Raw genomic sequence first — 23916 nt, 5'->3', positions numbered from 1 at the left:
CCGATGCTCACCGTGCATGCCCCGACTGCCACCACGTTCACCGCCACCGGCGAGGGTGTCCTCGACCCTGAACTGATCGACGCCCGGGTCGTTGAGGAACTCGGCGGAGCCTACCAGCTGACCGTCACCTATCCAGCCGATGGGCCGCTGGCCTCAAAGCTGGTAGTCGAGGCGATCATCGCAGCCCCTGTTCCCGGCACCACCATCCGGCAAGGGTTTCGTATCCACGAGGTCACAACGAGCCTGGACGGGCTGTTGGAGGTCACCGCCTTCCATCTGTTCTACGACCTGGCAGGCAACTTCATCGCCGACACCTTCGTGGTCAACAAAACCCCCAAGGCAGCCCTCGATCAGCTCCTTAGGTCTGCGACCACGCCGCACCGGTTCACCGCGACCAGCTCCGATACGGCCACCAGGGCCTCTGCGCGCGTGGTGCGGATGAACCTTGCCGCCGCGATCATGGACCAGGGGTCGGATAACACGTTCGCTTCCCGGTGGGCCGGAGAGCTCACGCGCGATAACTGGCACATCCACCACGCCGCCACACGCGGCGCAGATCGTGGGGTCGTGATCCGCGATCGCAAGAACCTCACTGGTTACACCTCGACCATCGATCTGACGAGCGTGGTCACCCGGATCGTGCCGGTCGGGTTTGATGGGATCACCCTGCCCGAGCTCTACGTCGACTCACCACACCTGAATGCCTACGCGATCCCGCATATCAAGGTGATGCGCTACCCGGACATCAAAGCGATCGCCGACGCAGATAACCCCCGCGAGGACGAAGTACCTCTGCCGCAAGCACACGCCCTTCTGCGTCAAGCCGCTAAGACCGAGTTCACCACCAACCACGTCGATACGCCTGCCGCGAGCTACACCGTCTCGTTCGTTGATCTCGCATCGACTGCCGAGTACGCCGACCTCGCCGAGCTGGAGACCGTCCTGCTGGGAGACACGGTGACGGTACAGCACGCCGACCTGGGCATGTCCTTGTCCGCGCGGGTCGTCGGCTACGAATACGACCCGCTCCAGCAGGCGTATGTCTCGGTGGAGCTCGGGTCGGTTGCAGGGAAGTTCACCCAGATCACCCGCCAGATCACCACCGCGCAGACGGCCGCCCAGATGGCTGCTGATCTTGCTGGCGTGGCGCTGGCATCAGCGGACGGGAAATCCACCAACCATTACGGGCCGAAACAGCCCGCTGCCGCCCGCCTCGGGGACACGTGGTTTAGGGACAATGGCGAGAGCATCGAGATCTGGATCTACCAGGTCACCGACACCGGCGAGCCCGGCTGGGTTGCCCTTGCCACGGACCTCAACCATGCTCAGGTCAGCGCTGAGCTCGCCGAAGCTCGCGCTGAGGTGGAGGCCGCGAAAACCGCTGCTGACGATGCCCAAGCTGCCGCTACCGCTGTCGCTGCTCGCCTCACCGTAGCCGAAACCGAGATCAGTCAGGCGCGCGAAGCAGCCAGCCAGGCCGAAGCCACAGCACGGGAAGCTGAGGCTGTAGCCGGAGAGGCTGGCATGAAGGTGACCGGGCTTGAGAGCTCAGTCTCCCAAGCGCAACACCGTGCCGATACGGCCTACGAGACGGCACGGCAGGTTCAAACCAGTAATGAGGCCCGGTTCACTGAGCTGACGAACGCGGATAACAGCCTCGCCTCGTCACTTTCAATGATGGCCAGCGACCTGAACCTGCGCGTGCGCTCAGGCGAGATCATCTCCCAGATCAACATCTCACCCGAAACCATCTTGATCGCCGGTGAGCGCATACACATCACCGGCCGAACCAGTATCGATGACGCCACGGTCACTACCGCAATGATCGCCAACGCGGCGATCACCGACGCCAAGATCGCTAACCTGTCGGCTGCCAAGATCACCACCGGTACGCTCGCGGCTGCCCGGATCGCAGCAGGGTCGATCACCAGTGACAAGCTCACGATCGCTGATGGGTTCATCAAGACGGCCATGATAGCTAACGCGGCAATCACGGACGCAAAGATCGGTTCGTTGTCGGCCTCGAAGATCACCACCGGCACCCTGTCCGCTGCGCGGATCGCGGCCGGGTCGATCACCAGCGACAAGCTCACGATCGCAACCGGCTTCATCCAAACCGGAATGATCGCGGATGCGGCGATAACCTCGGCGAAGATCGGTGCGCTGGATGCAGGCAAAATCACCACCGGCGTGCTTAATGCCTCGCGTATCGGGGCAAGGTCGATCACGGCGGACAAACTCGCAACAAACGCCATCCAGGTGGGGCTGGCGGGGTGGACGAGCTCCATCCGCATCAGCCCCACACAGATCGCCTGGTACAACGGGTCCACTCTGGAAGGAAGCATCACCTCGAGTGGGATGAATTTCTATTACGGGACTAGGTTTATCGGCAGAACAGGCCAGCAGTATAAAACCGGCAACACGAGTGTGCGAGGGATTTCAAACTCACTGGATACCCAAGGTGACTACATCACCTGGTCGTATAAAAAGCTCCAATCTGACGATTCGTACACCACCATGCTCACCTTGGATCCTCGTGGAAAGTTCTACGGCCATGCAGGTATTCACTTGGGTGCAGAGCTACGCACCCACGGGCACTCGTTTTATACCGGCGAGAACCGTTCCGTTGTCTTGCAAGACTGCACACTCACGGGTAAAGGCACGTTTGCTGGCTGGGCAGGCAGCTCAAACCTATCCAAAGTGGTGTTCCATACCTACGACCTGATGATCGTTACCAACGGGTCGTTCTACAACATGACCCGATTGGTCGACCGAGTTAATGACCTCATGACCCGCGTCAACTCACTGATTCTTTCATTGAACCAAGGCTGGGTGAAAAACATCAACGATGCTGGCAATGGCCGAATCACCTGGAACTACTTCTACAACACCGGATTATCGACCATGTCAACCAACCTCAACTAGAAAACCGAAAGGACACCACAGATGCGATTTCTGCTCCCACCACGCCATCTCCAGCCCACCTTGGAACTCCTTGAGGCGATGCCGCTAGCCGCATCAGCATCCCGTGCACGCACCAAACTGGTGCACCTGCTCAAAGCTGCCTACGCCCGCTTCGCTGAAGACGAATACGATCTAGTGGTCCACTACGCCACCTGCCACGACGACGGCACCCCAGTAGTCGACTCTCACGGCATGTTCACCCTCAAAGACCCCGACACTGCTGCCGAGTTCCACTCCCACCACGACACACTCCTGAACACGCGCGTAGAAGTAGCCGGAGCCACCTATGAACAACACGCCTGCGACATCCTCGACTTTCTTAAATCTTCAACCATGGAACTCTCCGGCTGCCAAGCAGAAGCCTACGACGCGCTCTACGACGCCATCACCGAAACCGTCGCCGGAGGTCAGCAGCACCCATGAACAGCCCAGCCACCCCAATCACCACACCCGTGACCAGTGACGACGAAGAAGGGATCGTTGAGGTCATCAGCAGCGGACCGTCATCTCGCCACACCGTCTCGGCCACCCCAGCCACGGATCAACCGCCTGCCGCGCCCACCGAACACACCGGGACGATCGACCTGTACGAGCCGATCCTGGAGATCCTCACCAGCCCGGAAATCTAACCCCAAACCGCACTCCCAACAGGCCCACACCACTTCGGTGCGGGCCTTTGTCGTGTGCCCACAAAACGGGAAGGAACCCACTTTCTATGTCGCTCAAAGCTATCTGGGCCACGATCCAAACCGGCCTGGCCGGGGTCGGGGCCGTCATCGGCGCGTTCCTCGGAGGCCTCGACGGCCTGGTGTACGCGCTCATCGCCTTCGTCGTAGTCGACTACATCACCGGCGTACTCGCCGCGATCGCCGAACGCCGCGTCTCCTCAGCCATCGGGTTTCGGGGCATCTCCCGCAAGATCCTCATCTTCACCCTGATCGGACTTGCCCACCTGCTCGACGTGCACGTCATCGGAACACCCGGAGCGCTACGCACCGCCACCGTCGTGTTCTACCTGTCCAACGAAGGCATCTCCCTGATCGAAAACGCCACCCGCCTTGGGCTGCCCGTGCCTGATCACATTCGCCGCGCCCTGGACCTGGTCACCCGTGACGTGACAGGCAAACCCGACCTCGAACACCACCCCAACCAAACCACCCCAGCAGAAAAGGAGAACCTCTGATGAAGAACTGGGCCACCCTCGAAGCCGACGAAAACCGGCTGATGAACAAGCACTACAGTGCCGGGCGAAGCGGACGGAAGATGAACAAGGTCATCATCCACCACAACGCAGGCAACCTCACCATCAAGTCCATCTGGGACGTGTGGCAGACCCGCCAAGCATCCGCCCACTACCAGGTCGACTCAGGCGGCCGGATCGGCCAGCTCGTCTGGGATCGCGACACCGCTTGGCATGCAGGCAACTGGGATGCCAACACCACCTCCATCGGTATCGAGCACGCCGACATCTCCTCCAAGCCCTGGCGTATCTCCGAGGCCTGCCTTGACAACGGTGCCCACCTCGTCGCGGCCATCTGCCACTACTACAAGCTCGGACGACCCGTGTGGGGTAAGAACGTGTTCGGCCACAAGCATTTCTCTTCCACCGAATGCCCGGCCTCGCTGGCAGGAAGCCAGCATGCGGCCTACATGGCACGCGCCCAGTACTGGTACGACCGCCTGAGCGGCACCAAGCCCGCCCCGACACCACCGGCAAAGCCCACACCGCCCGCACCCAAGCCCTCCGCCAACATCGACGCTCTGGCTGATGCGGTGATCCGAGGCGAGTACGGCAACGGGGACGAGCGCAAGCGCCGACTGGGAAGCAAATACGCCGCCGTGCAGAAACGCGTCAACGAGAAGCTCGCCGGAGGAAGCCCCGCCAAGCCCTCCGTCAACATCGATGCCCTGGCTGATGCGGTGATCCGAGGCGAGTACGGCAACGGTGAGGAACGCAAGCGCCGCCTCGGCGGCAACTACGCCGCTGTGCAGAAGCGCGTCAACGAGAAGCTCGGCATCGGCTAACCCACACGAGAACACTCTCTGGCCCCGTCATCACCTTCATCGAGGTGGTGGCGGGGCCCTTTTCTGCGTTTGCGCAGCTGGTGTTTACCGCAGGTCGTCGAACGGGTCGATGACGGACTGCACTCCACAGCTCGGGCAGATGAACGCGATACGTATTCCCTCGCCTTCGCCTGTAACAAACGGGTCGGGGACACAATCTGAGCCGCATTCTGAACAGGTTCAGTACGACTGGTCGTCGAGAAACACCGGGAGTTCAAAGTCGTCGTTAGTCATCTTCACCCGCCCTTGCTCTGTCGCGGTTCACACGTCGATCGGCCCGCATTGTGAATTGAGCAAAGAATAACTGCCTTATCTGAATAGAGGCGCAAACCCAGCCACGGGTGCGAACGCGGCAGGGAGCTTTGTTTCTGCTGTCCGGTTTCGTCTGGTGCAACCGGCGTATAGGCGACCACCTTTCGCCTCGTTGCCAGGAGGGCCTGCTCATGGCTCTGAACCATACTGATCGCCATCACATTCAGATGATGCGCGCTGCGGGGGTTGCCTACTCTCGTATCGCCGCGCACCTGGATCTCAACGCCAACAGTGTCAAGACCTATTGTCTGCGACACGGCATCACCGTCGATCCTGCCGTTGAGCAGGTCAGCGACCCAGTTGGAGTGTGGTGTTTGCACTGCTGCAAGCCAATCGAGCTCCGGCAAGGATCGAAGTTCTGCTCCAAGGCCTGTCGACGAGCCTGGTGGGCCACCCACCGCAGAGTGGTCACCGAAGAACTGGTCTGCGCGAACTGCCACCGACAGGTCACTGTTGCTCGCACGAGCCAGGTGAAACGCAAGTACTGCTGCCACCCGTGCTACATCCAGCACCGCTTCAACACACGTGGCGGTAAACGATGAACATGGCAGCCGAGCTGACGGCTCATCGCCAGCTCACGCAGGTCAAGCAGCTTCTCGAACGCGGCATCCTCACCCCACGCGAAGCCATCACCGTCTGCCAGCGCCTCAACGCCCCCGATGCGCCGCTGGCCGCCCTACAAAGAGCCTGTTTCGTTGACTATCTCGAGGGTTTGAGGGATGTATGGATACAACCTGAAACCCTGTCTGACTAGGAGAAATACCTTGAAGAGAATGGAGCAAATCACCCCGCCACCGATCAGTGCTGCTCCGCTTGTGAAAGTGGCAGCGTATGCCCGCATCAGCATGGAAACCGAACGCACACCGCTGAGTTTGTCCACCCAAGTTTCCTACTACCAGCAACTCATTCACGACACTCCTGGCTGGACGTTCGCCGGAGTGTTCGCCGATTCTGGAATCTCTGGAACCACCACAAATCGCCCCCAGTTCCAAGAACTGCTGGCCCTCGCCCGGAAAGGGGCAATCGACCTGATCCTCACCAAGTCGATCTCGCGATTCGCTCGCAACACCGTCGACCTGCTCGAAACCGTTCGCGAGCTGAAAGACCTCGGGGTGGAGGTGCGATTCGAAAAAGAGAACATCTCCTCAACCAGCGCTGACGGAGAACTCATGCTCACCCTGCTGGCGTCTTTCGCGCAGGCAGAATCAGAGCAAATCAGCCAAAACGTCAAGTGGCGCATTTGGAAAGGCTTCGAAGAAGGCAAAGCGAACGGCTTCCACTTGTACGGTTACACCGACTCCGCTGACGGCACCGACGTGCAGATCATCGAAGAAGAAGCAGCCGTGGTGCGCTGGATCTTCGCCCAGTACATGAAGAAGACCTCGTGCGAAAAGATGGCCGCGCAGCTCATCGCCGAGGGCAGGGTTCCGCACCTGGCTGACAACAAGATGCCCGGCGAATGGGTCCGTCACATCCTGAAGAACCCGCACTACACCGGCGACCTCCTGTTGGGCCGTTGGTCCACTCCGGAAGGCAGGCCTGGACGAGCAGTACGCAACACCGGCCAGTTGCCGCAATACCTGGTGGAAAACGCGATCCCCGCGATCATCGACCGCGACACCTTCACCGCTGTACAAACCGAGATCGCTCGACGTCGCGAGCTCGGTGCCCGCGCGAATTGGTCCATCGAAACTGTGGCGTTGACGTCGAAGATCAAATGCGTGTCCTGCGATTGCTCGTTTGTGCGCAACGTACGCAATCCGAAAACCCAAAACTCGATCTCCACCGAGCACTGGATCTGCACCGAACGCAAGAAAGGCCGCAAAACCGGATGCGGCACCTGCGAGATCTCTGACACGGCACTCAAAGGCTTCATCGCGCGAGTCCTGGGTATCGATACCTTCGACCAAGAGGTGTTCAACGAGCGTATCGACCACATCGAAGTGCAGGGAAAAGACCATTACACGTTTCATTACACCGATGGCACCAGCAGCTCGCACACGTGGCGACCAAACCTGAAGAAGAGCTCGTGGACCCCAGCAAGAAAAGCCGCCTGGGGTGAACTCTTGCGTGCCCGCTGGGCAGAAGCCAAAAGGCTCGGGTTGAACAACCCACGGCAAGCACCAACACCACCAGAAGCATTGGCGAAGTACCGGGCCGTGGCCAAGGCAGAGGCTGAGCGCCTGCGCGCCGAGCGAGGCGAACGCTAAATGGCCCGCACCGTCACAGCAATCCCCGCCACCCGAGCGCTCCACACTGGTGCTCCACTTGGACAGACAACCCTGCGCAGGGTCGCCGGGTATGCCCGCGTGTCCACCGACCACGACGATCAGGTGACGTCCTACGAAGCCCAGGTCGACTACTACACCCGCTACATTAGCGATCACGCGGGCTGGCAGTTCGTGAAGGTCTATACCGACGAAGGCATCACAGGCACCTCAACCAAACACCGCGCTGGATTCCAGCAGATGGTCACCGACGCGCTCGACGGCAAGATCGACCTGATCATCACCAAGAGTGTGTCCCGGTTCGCCCGCAACACCGTCGACTCGCTCACCACCGTTCGAGCCCTCAAAGACAAAGGCGTGGAGGTCTTCTTCGAGAAAGAAGGCATCTGGACCTTCGACGCCAAAGGCGAGCTCCTCATCACCATCATGAGCTCGCTGGCGCAAGAAGAAGCCCGCTCCATCTCAGAAAACGTCACCTGGGGACACCGCAAACGCTTCGCCGACGGCAAGGTCACCGTCCCATACTCTCGGTTCCTCGGCTACGACAAAGGCGAAGACGGCAGCCTCGTCATCAACACCGAACAAGCCAAACTCGTGCGCCGTATCTACAACATGTACTTAGGTGGCATGTCCATCGGCACGATCGCCCGCACCCTCACCGACGAACCAGAGACCTTCACCGCCGCAGGCAACAAGACCTGGTATTACCAATCCATACGAGCGATTCTCACCAACGAGAAATACAAGGGTGACGCCCTCCTGCAGAAGTCGTACATCGCTGACTACCTGACGAAACGTCAAGTCATCAACCAAGGCGAAGTACCCCAGTACTACGTCACCGCCAGCCATGAGGCGATCATCAGCCCGGCAGTGTGGGACTTCGTCCAAGCCGAAATAGCTAAAGGGGCTAGAGATCAGCGAACCCAGCATCGCACCCGGCCCTTCTCATCGACCTTGGAGTGCAGCCAGTGCGGGCACTTCTTCGGCTCGAAAACCTGGCACGCGGGCAGTAAGTACGAAAAGGTCATCTGGCGGTGCGGCCACAAATACGCAGGCCAGGAAAAATGCGCCACCGGGCACATCAGCGATCAACGACTCAAGGACATGTTCCTTAAGGCCATTCGCCTTCGATTCGGCTCATCGACCGACACAGGTGTCAACCAAGCCGTTCTCGACGCCCTCGACACGAGTGACCTGGAGGTTGAGGCCGCCGGGCTTCTCGCTCAGATCAACGAGGTGGCCAAAAAGCTCCAATCGATGATCGCCCACAACGCACGAGTCGCTCAAGACCAGCAAACCTACGAGAAGGCGTTCAACGCTAGCCACGAACAGCACCAGGCGCTGTTAGCTGATCACGCTGCCGTGGTCGCCGAGATCCAGAACAAAAACAACCGACTGGCCGCCTACCACTATTACATGCAGGAGACCGCCAACCTTGATCTTGAACGCTTGGTCTTCAGCCCATACCTCTGCGTAGCTTTGCTCGATAAAGGCACCGTCGACGTCGACGGCAACGTCACCTTTCAATTTCGCGACGGCAGCACCCAAGTAGTCGCCATCAAGCAGTAACCCAGTATCCACATCTAAGCGCCTGCCAGAACCTGGTGGGCGCTCGCGTAGTCTTGGAGTGGTGGATTGCTTACAATTGAAAATTCTTCAGCAAGTTGAGGACTACGTGACGCCGTTCCAGGTGGTCGAGGGATTCGATGACCGCTGGTGGCACGACAGGGCTGGACGAGTCGGCGACGACACCCTGGGTGGCAAAGAGTACATCCAGTTTCTTGCCGATAGTGTGGAAGTCGGGCGCGCTGAGGTGACAGATTGGCCGCTCTCCGATAGCTATATCGGAGTTGACTCGACGGTGCCAACCAAAGAGATCTGGTTCTTTGAAATCCGCCATGACCTTCGCCGACAGCACTATGGGGCTGAGTTTGCAAGGCATCTGATCAGCCACTACGCAGGTTACCCCTTGATCGCTTTCTCCGAAGGCGCTGACGAGTTTTGGGCAGGAATTGGCTGGCACTATTACCCGCGTAAAGACGGGGATCCCCATTACCGCAAGCTCTTCGTTTCCCGGAAGATCGGCCCATGACCCTCGCTCGCTGGAAGTGAACCAGTCAAGCGGCTAAATCGTAGTTGGCGCGCGTTTGTATCCGTTGTGACATGAAAGTTTCGTAGAGCGAAGCCATCGCACCATCAGCGCAAATCCGCTCCATGTCTTCCTCGGGACTGAACAGGATGTTGACCATGAGCTTGATGACTTCGCGTGGGGTGAAGTGTTCACCAGCGCTTTCGTTCGACAACTCGGAAAACCGGCGAATAAGCTCTTCGAAGATGTGGCCCATCTGGTCGTTACTAACTACGTCCGGGTGAAGGTTGACTTTGGAGGATATGAACTCGGACAGCACCTGGTAAAGCAGTCCCGCTTTGTCGAGGCGTTCGATGACGTTGTAAAAGTTGTACGCCTCCATCACTTCACGCGCGGCAGGAGCAAACGCCTGCACGTAGTAGCTCAAGTTCTGCTCAAGATTGTCCGGGTCATCCAGCAGGGTCTTGAGGGTGAAGTTCGAGGTGTTCCAAAACGGGTAGCCCGTCGCTTTCGCGTACTGCAGCTCCTTGATCTTGTTCGGCACCGAGGTGGCCTTGATATCAAGGACTGCCTGCTTGGTGTCCACCAGAACCGAATCGAGTCGGGTCAGTACAGTGAACGGCAACACGACGTCGCCGTATTCGTGTTCCTTGTAATCGCCACGCAGGATCTCCGCGATATTCCAGATCAATGAAACGTGGCTGGAGAATTTGTTAGTGCTCACTCGGGTCGATTCCTTCACTCATCAGTCGTTCGTAGCGCGCGTTGGAGATCACCACGGCAATCGGTTTGCCGTAGCGCAGAACGTAGGCTGGCTCATCTTTCTCAGCCACCTCTTTGATCAGGCGCGATGCTTGACCGCGCGAAAGATCACCGATGTTGATATGGCGCATCGGAATCTTGCGTCGCTTGGCCATCACGGCCTCCCTAAACCTCGAACGTAACGCTCCAAGTTTCCCACAAACCAGCCGCCTCCTAGCCTAGACCACGCCTCTTTTACATGTAACTTCAAACTTATTTCTTCATGCTGTATCCCATGTGTATTTACATGTAATTTGAGTGATAGAAGAACCAGCACCCCGCTACACAGAAGTCGACCCCTCTACCTGCACTCGCCAACGCAGGGCGCAGTCCGCACCCCTCCTCGGCTGGTGGCGTAACTCTTCATGGCAACAGAGCTTCACGACAGAACCCGAATGCTGCACGCTGAAGGCTTCAACTCGCCCGAGAAACAAGGAAACCCCTGGTAAACAGGGGTTAGGCGGCAACGGCGGGTCTTATCAAATCCGACGTCTTAGTCTCCATGTGATCAGTCGGGACATAGTTGACAGTGTCAGTCCGGGCATTCCTCTCCTCACCAAAACGCTTCGCGTCCCGCTCGCACGCATGCCTGGATTTCTGTTTCCCCTGCGGTATTTGACCGCCAGCCTTGCTTGAGTCGATCCCGACGTCGACTTCGAAAAGATTTTCTTTGGCAACAATAAAAGTCCCGTGCCCTGCATCTAGGAGCGAGGCGAGGACGCGGGACGATACAGATTTCGAGCCGGCTTCGCGCTAGTAGAGGTTTTTTCACCCGGAAGCAGCACGGGCACATCCACCTTGGCCTTTGCCCACCTCTGGCCGCGGCCGCGATCCTCCAGTAGCTCCAGCAAGTTCCGGACAACGCGAACCTTGGTTTCCCAGATATCCACGTGTGGGGCCGTGCGGTAGCAACTGAGGAGCTCCGGGTTTTTAAAGAGTCGGTCGAAAACATTACCGCGCAGATCCATGGAGGCGACGACGGCGACCTCGGGGCCCACGCAGGCGCGCACCGCGAGCTCCCGCTCCGCATCGGCTCTGCTGAGCGCGACCATCGCGCCGTGAATGTCAAGGTAAACCGCATCCAACCCGTGTTGCGCCGCATCCCGTAGACGGGTGAAGAACTCGCTTTCCCAGGCCTCATAGAAATCAGCAGCCACCAGCCCGCCGGGAAAGGCGCGCCCGTGTACAAGCGGCACCCAATCCACGCGCCCGGAAAAATCGCCGATCCCCTGCCAGTCCAGGAACGCTTGACCGCGGCGGAGGATGAAATCCGCGGCGCCAGAGCGGTACGGCGTGAAGGTGGACGATTCAATGTGGATGCCACCCGTTGCTATTTTTAGCGCCACGCCGTTTCCTCCTTTAAATCGAGCCGGCTCGGCGCTGGCCTCGCGCTGGGCAGGGCGCGCGGTTCGGGGCGCCCTACGGTGCGGGCGCCCTGTGCACTGGGCGGGGCGCTAGCTTTCGGCGAGGTGCGAGCGTTCCAAGTTCGCTGTTTCCGGGGTAACGCCAGGCTGCTTGGTGACCAACTTGTGCCCGATCCACAGCGCGAAGAACAGCGGCAGGCCAATGTAGCTAGAAAGCAGGGAAGCGAAGTTTCCGTTTCCGATAATGGCCTCAAAGTTCTGGCCCAAGATAACGACGAGGCACATTACCAGTGCCAGGATCGGCCCGAAGGGATAGAAGGCGGAGCGGAAGGGCAAATCTTCCACCCGGTGGCCCTGGACAAGATAGGCGCGGCGGAATTTCAGGTGACACCAGGCGATAGACACCCAAGTAATGAATCCCGCCAAACCCGAAGCATTCACCAACCAGGTATAAGCCTGGCCGGAACCGAGCAGGGAGGCCAGGAACCCAATGGCGCCCACCGCCGTCGTCGCTAGAAGCGCAGGCATGGGGATGCCGCGCCGCGTCGTCGTCGCGAAAATCCGCGGAGCCTTCCCTGAAACCGCGAGCGCGTGCAACATTCGGGTGGAGACGTAAAGCCCGGAATTCCCCGCTGAGAGTACCGAGGTGAGGATGACGGCGTTCATCACCGAGGCCGCCGCGGCAATGCCAACGCGGTGGAACACAAGCGTGAAGGGCGAAAGCGCGATGTCCTCGTTAGGGTTGAGCAGGCTCGGGTCAGTGTAGGGAATGAGGAAGCCAATCACGGCGATCGCGCCGATGTAGAAGAGGAGGATGCGCCAGAACACCGAGCGAGTGGCGCGCGGAATGTTCTTTTCTGGGTCTTCCGTCTCCCCGGCGGCGATGCCGAGCATTTCCGTGCCCTGGAAGGAGAAGCCCGCGATCATAAATACGGCGAGAATTCCCATGCCGCCGCCAACGAAGGGCGCATCGCCTACGGTCCAGTTTTCGAAGCCCACCGATTCGCCGCCGATAATTCCGGCGATCATCGCCACGCCCAGGACGAGGAAGATAATGACGGTGACGACTTTAATGGAGGCGAAGATGAATTCGCTTTCGCCAAATCCTCGTACCGAAACCGCATTCATGGCGAAAAGTAGCGCGAGGAATCCCGCTGACCAGACCCACGGCGGCACTCCCGGGAACCAATACTGCATGACGATTGCCGCCGCCACGAGTTCTGCGGCCACCGTGATCGCCCAGTTGTACCAGTAGTTCCAACCCGTCGCGAAGCCGAACGACGGCGAAACGAAGCGCGTGCCGTACTCCTCGAAGGACCCCGATACCGGCAGGTAGGTGGCCATTTCTCCGAGCGACTGCATAAGGAAGAAGACCATGATGCCAATCAGCGCGTAGGCAAGGAGCGCTCCGCCGGGCCCAGCTTGGGAGATGGTGGCGCCCGAGGCCACGAAAAGGCCGGTGCCGATCGCCCCGCCTATGGCGATCATATTAAGATGGCGCGAATGCAGACCGCGCTTGAGGCCAGCGGTTGAAGTGTGGGGGGCACTTGGGGCACCCGGGGCGCTAGGAGCGCTTTGGTTGTTGGGGGCGCTTAGGCCACTTGTGCCGTCGGGGCCGCTTGAACCGCTCAGGTCGCGTAACATTTTTGAATACCTTTCCGATCACGTGCCTCAAACCGGGCACGCGTGTAGACCAATCATCCGTGCGAAATGCACTCATACCTGCGCCTATGCACGAGGGCCCCACACCCTAGCCCTAGGGTAGACCCAAGTTAGCCCGCCCGCGGGTTTGGCTCAATGAATGAGCAAAGTTGGGGCGGTTCAATTGTCGCCGGGCGTGGAGGCGTGGCCGTGACCGGGACACGCACAGCGGCTAGGCGAAGCAGGGGCACGAGACAGATGGTCAAAGCGGAGGCAGAAAACGTCATCGCGGGAAAACGTGGCCCACCCCATACGTCTACGCGGTCACTAAGATTCTTTTTCACAATCCCGATAATTCCGCGCAATTTACAACAGCCGCGAGATCGCGGCGAAAAGCCTTCAGAACGCCATAAACATAACTCTGCCTTGGGTGAGGGATGCCTTACCGGCGCACGTAAACTACTTTACGCAAATTTTCCTGGAATCACTCGAGAGGATAGACGTGAGATCCCTGAAACACCGGCTCGTTGCCGGTTTTTTGAGTTGCGTACTGGCCGGTACGGCACTTACCGGCTTAGCACCCACCGCCCACGCCACCGGCGTCGGCGATAATTCCGACGAAGTTACGCGGGCGCAGAGCGCGAGCCCCACCGCCAAAGATTCCGCGCCCGCAGAAAACGCGGAACCATCGGAAAGCGCAAGCCCCGCAGAAAACGCGGAACCATCGGAAGGTGAGGCGGACGCACCGGTGCGCGTGATTGTTCTGCTCCAAGACCAGCCGGCGGCGCCGTCGGAAAGCGGCCGTGAGCAGGCAATTAGCGAGCAGAACTCCTACCTTGACGGATGGAAAGCAGACCTCGGGCTGGCGGTGGACCGCCAGTTCGGCTACCTGGTAAACGGATTTTCCGCCACTATTCCGGCCAGCCAAATTGACGCTTTGCGCGCGCAGCCGCAGGTCAAGTCCGTCAACCGCGAGCGCTTGTACTACCCGGCCGTCAATGCGGTGCGCGAGCACGAGGGCGTGGCGGCGGCTGCAAAGAATTTCGGCACCGACGGGCGCGGAATGGTCATCTCGATTATCGACACCGGCGTCGATACCTCGCATCAGGATCTTCGCCTCGACCCGGGCGTTTGCGAAAATTCCGCGAAAATTCGCACCATCAACCCCAAGGGTAACTTCACCTGCAAGGTGCCCAACGGCTACAACTACGCAGGCCAGAACTACGACGTCAAGGACAACGGGCCCTACCAGCACGGTATGCACGTGGCGGGAATTGCCGCCGCAAATGGTCAAGATGATTCCGACGTTTCTACCGCTTCGCGGGTTGAGGGCATCGCACCGAACGCACAGCTGCTAGCGATGAAGGTGTTTTCGGATAAAGGAGGGGCCGGCGATAGCGAAATTATCGCCGCCATCGAAGATTCCGTGAAACTTGGAGCGGACGTTATCAATATGTCCCTCGGCTTCCCCAACGGCTTTAGCGATAATTCCGACGGAGTGAACCAGGCGATTTCTGCCGCCACCAACCAGGGTGTTATCGCGATTGTTGCCGCCGGTAACTCGGGCCAGAACTATTCAAACAATGGTTTGGCGGACGATTTTGTGGGGCGGATCGACGACGGTACGATCTCCCACCCGGCCGCCGCATCTGATGCCATCTCGGTGGCGTCGCTGGAAAACACCTCGATTACCGCACATACCGGACTCTGGGCGCAGGGCGAAACGCAGGGGAAGTTCGCCGTCGACATTCAGCAGGGCGATCTGCCCAAGCAGCTCACCGATTTGGTTTACGTGCGCGAAGGCGACGAAAAGGGCTACCTCGTAGACCCCACCGACAAGTGGGGCGACGACGTGGACGTGCGCGGAAAGCTCGTGCTTGCCGATCGCGCCACCGTACCTTTCCGGAAGATGTTCAACGAAGCTCGCAAGCGCGGGGCCCTCGGGGTGATGGTAATCAACAGCGAGGAAGGCTCGCGAGTTTCGCCCTTCGTACGCATTGGCGAGATTGAGAACATCAAGCTTCTGGGTGCCTCGGTGAGCTACCAAGACGGCCAGAATCTCAAGAAACTTGCCGCGGAGGGGAACCTCAAGGTCCTGCTTTCGAAGAACCCGCTTCCGGTGAAGAACCCGGGCGGCGGCCTCACCCCGTCCGAGTTCACCACGTGGGGAACCACCGCGGCTCTGGACTTCGATCCGGATATCGCCGGAATTGGCGGAAACGTCTACTCGCTGCAAAACGGCAACGGCTACACCTCGATGTCTGGCACCTCCATGGCGGCGCCGGGAATTTCCGGCCTCGCCGCGCTCATGGCGCAGCAGCTCAAGGGTAGCCTTTCCGGTAAAGACCTGGTGGAAGAGGTCCGCGTGCGGATGCTCAACACGGCGCAGATTCCCACCAGCGCCGACGGCGTACCTTATGCACCGCGGCAAATTGGGGCCGGTTTGGCGCGAGTTGATCTAGCGCTGGCCACCGACGTCGTCGCCACCGTTGAGGGCTCTCCCTCCGTGGCACTGCGCGAAATTCACGGCGACGCCTCGTTTACGGTGACGCTCAAGAATCGCGGAACTATCGATCGGGCGTTCAACATTGGCAAGCAGGCCGTGGTGGGCGAGACCGAAGGCGAGCGCCAGCACGCCACCAAGATTATGCATTCGCAAACCGTGGTGACCGGCGAAGAACTGGTAGCAGGAACGGCGTCGGTAACGGTTCCCGCCGGCGGCTCGGCCAGCGTCACCTTCACCCTCAAACCCGATACGTCCTACAACCATTTCATTGAAGGTTGGGCGCGCTTTACCTCCGCGGATCCCGCGCAACCGGAACTGGCGATTCCCTACCTCGGATTCGTCGGAGATTGGAACGCCGAGGCGATCGTGGCCCCGGCCGGCGAGGGCGTGTTCCCGGATTACTACTCGGTGACCAAGCTCGCCACGAATCTTCTGCAGAATTACCAGAACGCGAAGATTCCGTACATTTCTCCGAATAACGACGGCGAAGAGGACTCGATTACGCCGCGCCTAGCGATGCGGCGCAATGCCTCGGATATTCGCTACACCGTCTTGGACGAAGCGGGCAACGAGCTGCGCGTCATCGGAATCGACCGCAATGTGCGCCGCGAAACGGGAAGACAGTGGCTTTCAACCATCGAGGCGGACACGCTTTTACATAACGGCCTCACCTTCAACGGGCGCGTGTGGGATGCCGCGGCGGCGAAATTCCGCACCATTGGCGAAGGCATATACTCGATGAAAATCGAATCCAGATTGACGCAGTCTTCGCCGTGGCAGACGATTCAAATGCCGTTCGGCGTCGACCTCACTCCACCTGACGTCCAGTTCGCGGAAGGCGAGGACGGCACGCTTACGATTACCGCGACCGACGCGATGTCCGGGGTGGCGGCGAAGATCGGCACCACCTCCGTCTCCAACGTGTTCTTCTACTGGGCTGACGGATCAACCTTCCGCCCCGAAGTGGTGGAAGAGAGCCCCAACCGCTACGTGTGGCGCACCAAGATCCCGGATACGAAGGCCGCCCGCTACGCGTCCGTGCGCGTCTACATCCCCGACCAGGCGATGAACGTGAACAAATCCGGCAAGGTGCTGGGCACTCACGCGCTCACTATCGAAAACCGCAACAAGATGATGTCCGATAATCCGTTCCTCGGGATCGGGCCATTCTCCAATGCTCCGCGCGTGAACGCGAAGGAGAAAACCATCGAAATTCGCGGATTTGTTTCCGATGCGGTTGCTAGCGTGAAGGTCGGCGAGCTCGAGGTGAAGCCGGAGGCCAGTAGCTTCTTGGTGAAGTACCCCGCGGCCAGCGGTTCGAATACCGTTCCGGTGATCGCGTACGACGCCGAAGGCAAGGAACTGGCGAAGGAAACCCTCAAGTTCTACTTCGACGTCACGCCTCCGAAGCTCACGCTTTCTGGAAACCTCAACGAACGCGGTGAGATTATCCCCAACGCCGATGGCACCGTCACAATTCGCGGAACCATCGAAGATGACCAAGCCGGCCCCTACCAGGTGCAAATTGGCAAGGGCAGGCGATTCTCGGTTCCGGACAAGACCTTCGAAAAGACCGTCGATCCGGGGAACGTGACGTCCGTCAGTGTTTTCGCGTGGGACAAGCTGTGGAACGCGGGAACCGCTTCACTCGCCATTGCCGGGCGCTCCGCGGGCAATACACCCGTCGCTGACTCGGTGGCCTTCTCCAATATGAAGTGCGACGAAGGATTCTTCGGCTGCACGGTGGCGGGAACGACCACCGATTACGATCCGGCCACGGGCATCTTCACCGTCAAGGGCAAGTACTCGCGTCCCGGCTTGAAGCTGGAGTTCACCCCGCGCAATTCGGCAGTCGGGGGCGAAGGTTCCGCGAATTTGCCCGGGTCCTATGCCGACCCCGCGCCGATCGCCGCGGTGAGCGAGAACGGCACGGACTTCACCGTGCAGTTGCCCGTCAAGCCCGGCTCGAACACCTTCCGCTACCGCCTAACTACCGAAAAAGGCAAGACGGTCAGCGATCTGCCGATGGCGATCCACTTCGACGTTTCCGTGCCGACCATTAGCTTCACGGAGCCGCAGCTCGTGGACGGAACTCTCTACGCGAACTCGCCGAAGGTGCGTTTCAAGGGAACGATTTCCGACGACGGCTTCGGCTATGTCCTGGCGATCAACGGATCGACGAAGCTGGACGTGTTCTACAAGAACGCGCCTGGCGCAAAGTCCAACGAGCGTTCGTTTGATGAAGAGATCCGGGTTGCCAATGGGGACACGGTCCTTATCTCCGCCACGGACGGCAATAACAACATGTTGCTGGGAGGCATCCCGGTGGTTGTTGACGAGGTGAAGCCGGAAGTGAAGGTCGACGGGGCCGAGGGCATCCGCACTTCCGCCGACGTCATTACTATCAGCGCTTCGGACGCCAATTTGCGCGATCTGAAGGTACTGGTTGACGGCGAAGAACTTTCCTCCGAAGTTACGGAACTGGCGAGCCGCCCAATTACGGACGTGCGCGCCGAGCTTGTGAACATGAACAAGCCCGCCAACCCGGCAAAACCCGCCGCCAAGCCGGCTTCGCTGGCGGGTACTTTGGCCGCAGCCCTCCCGGCCGTGCAGCCGGCCGAGCCTAGCGATAATTCCGCGAATTCTTCGCAACCCGCGACAAACGAAAACGCGGAATCTTCGCAGACGGGCGCGGCGAGCGGCGAGGAGGTTCTCGGGACCAAGACCGAAGCTACGCAAAAGACGCTGGAGACAAAGGTTTCCCTGGCGGATTGGAAGGCCGGAATCCACCGGCTCGAAGCAGTATCAACCGATTTGGCCGGCAATGTTACTACCGTTCCCGTGAGCGTAACCAAGGACGACCCCGCAATTATTGAGGGGCCGGAGAGCGTTTCCGTCGAGCTTGAGAAGCTGGACCCAGCGGCCGCGGCGGATTCGATTCTTTCGCACTACCGCGTCGTCGACGATGGTTCCGCGATTTCGCAAACCGATCCGACCTTCGCCCTCGCCCCCGAAACCATCCTCGTTCCGGGAGAGAATCAGGTGAAGCTCGTCGCCACGGACGCCGCTGGCCGCGAGGTGACGCGCACCGTCACGGTCTTCATCACGGTTGTTTCGTCTGACGACGCCGATGCTCCCGGCGAGACCGATCCGAGCGAGGAGCCCGGCATAGAGAAGCCAGTTCCCGGCCAGACCGGCGGTAAGAACGACGGAAAGATCGATCAGGGCCATACCAACGATAAGTCCGCCGATAATCCCGCGGAAAAGTCGCCCACGCTCTCCCACACCGGGGCGAGCGTGGAGAATTCAATCGGAGCGGCGGCGCTCCTGACGCTGCTCGGTTTCTTGGGCCTGGCCGCCCGGAGAAATCGCCGATAAATCCGCTCAAATAGGGCCTACATTCCGGTAGGTTCCCGCAAGAATAAATGCCGGCCGCGTGGCCAAAGGCAGTTCGTTACTCCGCAGAGTTCGCCTCTTAGGATGCTTCAATACTCGCCATTGGCGCGCGGCCGGCATATTATTTTCAGGCGGATTGCCAGGTGCTAGTCCGCATCATTGATACCAATTCAAGCCCTCCGCACCATCTATCGAAGATTCACACACCGACTCGAATTATCTGACGCATGGCCAACCTCAACATTCTCGGAAATATCTCATTCGCCGAAAAGTTCTCTTTGGAACCGGAGGCGGTGCGTAGCGCCGCGGGCGTGGAGCGTATCGGGGATATTACCGACCGTCTGGTGTGTGAGTTTCCGCCCCTGAGCGAGCTAGCACCAGACCGCCTGCTCAAAATGGTTGGTGCATCGCTACGAGATTCGGTGCGCAAGCGCGAGCGGCTGTGGCTCATCCCCATGGATGCGAGCGCCGTGGTGCAATGGGAGCGCTGGCTTGGCCCACAAAACCTCACGCGCCTGGGCCCTTCTATTTCCGCGCCCGTCGCTCCCGGCGAAGATTGCGCGGAATCTTCGACGCGCCTCAATCCCGGCGATAATTCCGCCAATTTGCAACCCGGCCGAGCAACGGCGTCGGGAACTGAAAACCCGGGGGAGCTCACGCCGATCGGGATCGCCCCGGTGCGCCTGATCGAAGCCCTGCTCGACTCCCCCGACCCGCGCGACGCCGCGCTCCTGCGCGAATCGCTCGAGGAAGTGGACGGGCTACTTCTTTCGGCTCGCGTCCACAATCGCCTCATCGAGGCCGGTGTGGGAATCATTCCGCGCAACGCGGCCGTCCGCTGGATTACAAACCCCAAGGTCATCACGTACCTCGTGGTGCTTGTTTACTCCGCGCTGCGCGCCCTGCCGGTCACCTTCCTGCCGCAATTCGAAGGCTCGGTGCTCCTGCTCTGGACGATTGACCTGGTCACGGCCATCCCCTACACCTGGGGAATCCTCGCCATCGTCACCGCCGCGCGCCTGGCGACCCGAATCGTCGGAATGATCGTCACCATCGCCACGTTCATGGCGCCCTACATTTATTTCGCGGCCTACGGTGAGGACTATCCGCCTTTCGTGTGGATTATCATCGGCTTCCTCATCGCCTGCACCTTCGCCCTGGAGGGCTACCGCTGGGCGCGCGACCGCCGGGTATCCCGCCAACTTCGCGCCGTTTCGGGCGTAGTTTCGTAGTTTTTCCGACGACGACGCCGCGCGGACTTACGCCTCGAAATCGGGGCGCATGCGGATTGACCGCAGGGCGGAGACTCCCAAAATCCACAGCCCGGCAATCCACCAAATAATCCAAACCGGCAGCGGTGCGCCCGGATGCAGGTAGACAAGGATCGCCGTCGTCGCCACCCACAACGCCGCAGCGGTGGCCGTGATCGGACGTAATTTCTTCACGCGGAACGAGTGTACCCACGCCCACGGGACGATCGAGAGCACCGTGAAGACCACGACGGCGGTCCAGTTCACGGCCACCCCGGTGCCCAGCAGCCAGAGAATCAGGATGACCACATTCCACGCCGCCGGGAAGCCGATGAAGTACCAGTCGGCGGACTTTTCGCGTTCGTTGCAATAACAGAACATCGACGACGCCGCAGCGGCGAACGCCGCGACTAACGGCAACGCGCCCGGGCCTAGCGGCAGTGCCACGATCATGAAGAGAACGGGGATGAAGGTCCAGGTGAGGTAGTCGACGATATTGTCCATAAGCTCGCCGGAGAACCACGGGATCACCTGCACGGCGCGGAATTTACGCGCCATTGGGCCGTCGGCAGCGTCAACGATGAGGGAGATCACGAGCCAGCCCCACATGGAGCGGTAATTGCCCTCTTTAAGCGCGACCACGGCGAGAATCGCCCAGAGCAGGCCGGTCATGGTGAAGGCGTGCACCGCCCAGGCCCGCGCGCGAACGGATATCGGGTATGCCGGGGTCGGCGCGCTCCCGGCGCTCGAGCCCGCTAGCGGGAAATCGGTTGTCACGTGGGTCTCCCAGCGTAAAACTTAACTATCTCGGACAGCTTAGGATACCGCGGGAGCGCGCTTCGCGTGGCCCGAGCGCGTAGCCTGAAGGAATGATGTTGCCTGCACATTCCTCCAGACCTGCTAGCTCCTCCGAATCCGATAATTCCGCGTTTTCTGCGAGCGGGGAAAACGGGGCGAGAACCTCCGCGCGGGAAGGAAACTACGCGCGGGCGGTCGTGGGCGCCGCGATTGTTGATAGCCTCGCTCGGCCCACGTATTTCCTCGCCGCCCAGCGTTCCTACCCCGCCTGGGCGGACGGTCTGTGGGAATTCCCCGGCGGGAAGGTCGAGCCAGGTGAAACTCCCGAGGAGGCAATTCACCGGGAAATTCGCGAGGAGCTACACGCCGAGATTCGCCTGGGGCAGCTAGTGCGCAACCCCGCGAGCGCGGATGGATCGTGGAATTTGGAGAGCACTGAGGTGAACGCCGGGAAAGCCGAGGTACATAACCGGGGCCGGAGAATGTTCCTCTGGCTAGCGGAGTTCACCGACCCGGAGGCGGGTTTTACGCAGACCGGCTCGCATCGCGAATTGCGCTATCTTGATGCCCGCGAAGTCGAGGCGGTGCCGTGGTTGCCGGGAGATCTGCAGATCCTCCCTGTGCTCACGCAGATTTTCTCGAGGGCCTGAAACCGGTAAAGTGGCATAATCAGATAGCGTTATGGGCATCGCGATTAGCCGCGTAACGCTCGCAAGGACGCGGGCTAGCCCGGGTCAACATCGAGGGCCCAGAGCCCATCACGGCATTGAGGAGGCTCGAATGTCAGACGAAACGCCCAAGTCGCCGCGCGAGGAGGACCATCCCGGCGGCGAGAATGCCGCGCTGGGTCAGGGCGCCGAGAGCGAGCGCGAGGCTGAGCGTGAAGCGGGCGACGAGTGCGAGGCTGAATCTCAGCAAGCGAATGAACCCGAGCAGACCGAGACTGAGACGACGCCGGAGGCTGAGCCTGCGGCGGAGGTTGACCCTGTGCCAGAACCCGCCGCGGAGCTCGACTCGGACCTTACCCAGACCCTCGACGTGGCCGAAATCAATCGACGGATCCAAGAGCGCGCCGACCTCACGCTCAATCGTGCCGGTAACGCCCCCGAGAGCGACGCCGACTCGGCCCGCGCTGAAGATTTTGACAGCGTCGAAAACTTTGACGGCGTCGAGCATTTCGATAGCACCGAAGCGCCGAGCGATTCTGCGCCGACCGAGCAAACCAGCTTTGACCCGCTCATCAGCGAGGGCGTTTCCGAGCAGCCCGGCTACGGCCAGCTTTCCGAGCGGCCCGCATACGGACAGCACGCATACGGCCAGCCCGCGCCAAATGAAGCGGCGCCGACTCAGGCTTTTGCCCCGCAATCCGCACCGAACCCGGCCGGGTTCGGATATGGCGGCCAGTTTGGCTGGGAGCCAGCGGCGGCGTCGGGAAACATCCCCTCACAACCGTATGAATACCAGCAACCGGGGCAGACACAGCAAGGCGCGTACGTGCGCTCCTACGACTCGCGCAACAACACGTTTGAGGAGCAACTTTACGGACCCGGCGGATTCCCGGGCGGCCGCGGGTCGGCTCCGACGGCGCAACAATCGCGCCGCTGGCCAATGTATTTCCTCGCCTTTTCGATCGTGATTCTTCTCGTGGCCGTGGCGGCCGTGTTCTTCACGCAGTTCTTCCACAACGGGCGCAACGCAGCGGCCGGCGGTAACTCGGGCGACGCGCCTGCCACCACCGCTCCCGCCGGGCAGCCGAGCGAGGCGCCCTCCCCTTCCGCCAGCGCGGACGGCTCTGACCTGGATCAACTCCGCGCAACCGTACGGGGATTGCCGGGTAAATCGACCTGCGACGCGAGCTCGGACGCGAACACGCTGCTCGCTTACGCCACCGCGGCGGATTCGGCCGGCGCGCTTTCCCGCGAAATCTCCGGCATCGAAACCGCGCTCACCGAGCTCTCCTCGAGCTGCAACGCCCAGTACACCGTCGACATGACGGAGGCGCTCACGGGCGGCAACGCACCGGCGGAGGTCACCTCGCTAGCCAGCTCGCGCGATTGGTGGCACCTGAAGCGCCCCGCCGGCGCGGGAGCGATTGACGTCACCGAATTCACGACGCCGGCTAACAATATTCGTTGCCGCTTTGGCGAAGACAACGTCTCCTGCTCGATTTACGCATACGACTATCCTTCACCTCCCGGCTGCGAAGGGCACACCGCCACCTACCATGTGGAGCACGCCGGAGAAGTGACGGCCGACTGCGACTCCGAGCTCAGCGTGGCCAACCAAGTTGACTATGACCAGGTGGTTTCCCATAACAACTTCGCCTGTAGCGCCAGCCAGTACGGCGGAGTGACCTGCTGGAGCGAGCTCTCCGGCCACGGGTTCACGCTCAAGCGTTCAGCGGAAGATCGGTTCTAGTTTTAGGACGTTCTATTTATGAGGCGGGGCGCCCTTCCCTTTGCTTGGGAGGGGCGCCCCGCCTTTGCACTTGGCCGCAATTCCT

At 60.4% G+C, this 23916-nt stretch carries 19 protein-coding genes; 14 read left to right on the top strand and 5 right to left on the bottom strand.

Going from position 1 to position 23916, the window contains the following annotated elements; all coding sequences use genetic code 11:
* The first annotated feature begins 3 nt into the window (after positions 1–3).
* The 10 genes from BN2664_RS07430 to BN2664_RS07385 all read left to right on the top strand — a co-directional run bounded on the left by BN2664_RS07430 (position 4) and on the right by BN2664_RS07385 (position 9660).
* Entirely contained in the window at positions 4–2925 is a 2922-nt protein-coding gene (locus BN2664_RS07430) for a phage tail spike protein (protein ID WP_007000820.1), read from the top strand.
* 21 nt (positions 2926–2946) lie between these two features.
* Entirely contained in the window at positions 2947–3387 is a 441-nt protein-coding gene (locus tag BN2664_RS07425; protein WP_007000821.1) for a DUF1617 family protein, read from the top strand.
* A complete protein-coding gene (locus tag BN2664_RS07420; protein ID WP_007000822.1) occupies positions 3384–3593 on the top strand; it encodes a hypothetical protein in 210 nt (69 codons plus the stop codon). Before BN2664_RS07425 ends, BN2664_RS07420 begins: the two co-directional genes overlap by 4 nt.
* Positions 3594–3679: 86 nt before the next feature.
* Positions 3680–4147 (top strand): phage holin family protein, encoded by a 468-nt coding sequence (locus BN2664_RS07415; RefSeq protein WP_007000823.1) that lies wholly within the window; start codon positions 3680–3682, stop codon positions 4145–4147.
* Positions 4147–4989, top strand: coding sequence for an N-acetylmuramoyl-L-alanine amidase (locus BN2664_RS07410; RefSeq protein WP_007000824.1), 843 nt, complete (start codon positions 4147–4149; stop codon positions 4987–4989). The genes BN2664_RS07415 and BN2664_RS07410 overlap by 1 nt, the downstream gene beginning before the upstream one ends.
* Positions 4990–5471: 482 nt before the next feature.
* Positions 5472–5882, top strand: coding sequence for a hypothetical protein (locus tag BN2664_RS09270; protein WP_007000825.1), 411 nt, complete (start codon positions 5472–5474; stop codon positions 5880–5882).
* Entirely contained in the window at positions 5879–6094 is a 216-nt protein-coding gene (locus BN2664_RS07400) for a hypothetical protein (RefSeq protein ID WP_007000826.1), read from the top strand. The genes BN2664_RS09270 and BN2664_RS07400 overlap by 4 nt, the downstream gene beginning before the upstream one ends.
* A 67-nt stretch (positions 6095–6161) precedes the next feature.
* A complete protein-coding gene (locus BN2664_RS07395) occupies positions 6162–7550 on the top strand; it encodes a recombinase family protein (protein ID WP_197408650.1) in 1389 nt (462 codons plus the stop codon).
* Positions 7551–9137 (top strand): recombinase family protein, encoded by a 1587-nt coding sequence (locus BN2664_RS07390; RefSeq protein WP_007000828.1) that lies wholly within the window; start codon positions 7551–7553, stop codon positions 9135–9137.
* Between the two features lie 76 nt (positions 9138–9213).
* Entirely contained in the window at positions 9214–9660 is a 447-nt protein-coding gene (locus tag BN2664_RS07385) for a GCN5 family acetyltransferase (RefSeq protein ID WP_197408649.1), read from the top strand.
* 25 nt (positions 9661–9685) lie between these two features.
* Here the strand turns inward: BN2664_RS07385 and BN2664_RS07380 are convergent, their stop codons facing one another.
* The 4 genes from BN2664_RS07380 to BN2664_RS07365 all read right to left on the bottom strand — a co-directional run bounded on the left by BN2664_RS07380 (position 9686) and on the right by BN2664_RS07365 (position 13466).
* Positions 9686–10381: a type I restriction-modification system subunit M N-terminal domain-containing protein gene (locus BN2664_RS07380; RefSeq protein WP_007000830.1), complete on the bottom strand. Its 696-nt coding sequence runs from the start codon at positions 10379–10381 to the stop codon at positions 9686–9688.
* Positions 10371–10574, bottom strand: a complete 204-nt coding sequence (locus tag BN2664_RS07375) for a type II toxin-antitoxin system prevent-host-death family antitoxin (protein WP_007000831.1) — start codon at positions 10572–10574, stop codon at positions 10371–10373. Before BN2664_RS07375 ends, BN2664_RS07380 begins: the two co-directional genes overlap by 11 nt.
* A gap of 585 nt (positions 10575–11159) precedes the next feature.
* Positions 11160–11804, bottom strand: a complete 645-nt coding sequence (locus BN2664_RS07370) for a M81 family metallopeptidase (RefSeq protein ID WP_007000832.1) — start codon at positions 11802–11804, stop codon at positions 11160–11162.
* Positions 11805–11912: 108 nt separating this feature from the next.
* Positions 11913–13466, bottom strand: coding sequence for an amino acid permease (locus BN2664_RS07365; RefSeq protein WP_007000833.1), 1554 nt, complete (start codon positions 13464–13466; stop codon positions 11913–11915).
* 499 nt (positions 13467–13965) lie between these two features.
* Between BN2664_RS07365 and BN2664_RS07360 the strand changes: the two genes are divergently transcribed.
* Together BN2664_RS07360 and BN2664_RS07355 are read left to right on the top strand one after the other, a co-directional pair.
* Positions 13966–19347 carry a S8 family serine peptidase gene (locus BN2664_RS07360; RefSeq protein ID WP_007000834.1) on the top strand — a complete coding sequence of 1794 codons (5382 nt, stop codon included), beginning with the start codon at positions 13966–13968 and terminating at the stop codon, positions 19345–19347.
* A 245-nt stretch (positions 19348–19592) separates the two neighbouring features.
* Entirely contained in the window at positions 19593–20597 is a 1005-nt protein-coding gene (locus tag BN2664_RS07355) for a hypothetical protein (protein WP_007000835.1), read from the top strand.
* 27 nt (positions 20598–20624) lie between these two features.
* Here BN2664_RS07355 and BN2664_RS07350 read toward each other — a convergent pair whose 3' ends face one another.
* Positions 20625–21392, bottom strand: a complete 768-nt coding sequence (locus BN2664_RS07350; RefSeq protein ID WP_007000836.1) for a CDP-alcohol phosphatidyltransferase family protein — start codon at positions 21390–21392, stop codon at positions 20625–20627.
* 92 nt (positions 21393–21484) lie between these two features.
* Here BN2664_RS07350 and BN2664_RS07345 point away from each other — a divergent pair, with 92 nt between their 5' ends.
* Positions 21485–22063 carry a (deoxy)nucleoside triphosphate pyrophosphohydrolase gene (locus BN2664_RS07345; protein WP_269431467.1) on the top strand — a complete coding sequence of 193 codons (579 nt, stop codon included), beginning with the start codon at positions 21485–21487 and terminating at the stop codon, positions 22061–22063.
* A gap of 130 nt (positions 22064–22193) precedes the next feature.
* Entirely contained in the window at positions 22194–23831 is a 1638-nt protein-coding gene (locus BN2664_RS07340; RefSeq protein ID WP_007000838.1) for a hypothetical protein, read from the top strand.
* Positions 23832–23916 lie beyond the last annotated feature (85 nt).

Source organism: Actinobaculum massiliense (assembly GCF_001457435.1).
GTDB lineage: Bacteria > Actinomycetota > Actinomycetes > Actinomycetales > Actinomycetaceae > Actinobaculum > Actinobaculum massiliense.
The sequence above is the reverse complement of the archived record's forward strand: the minus strand, read 5'-3'. Positions and strand labels throughout refer to the sequence as shown.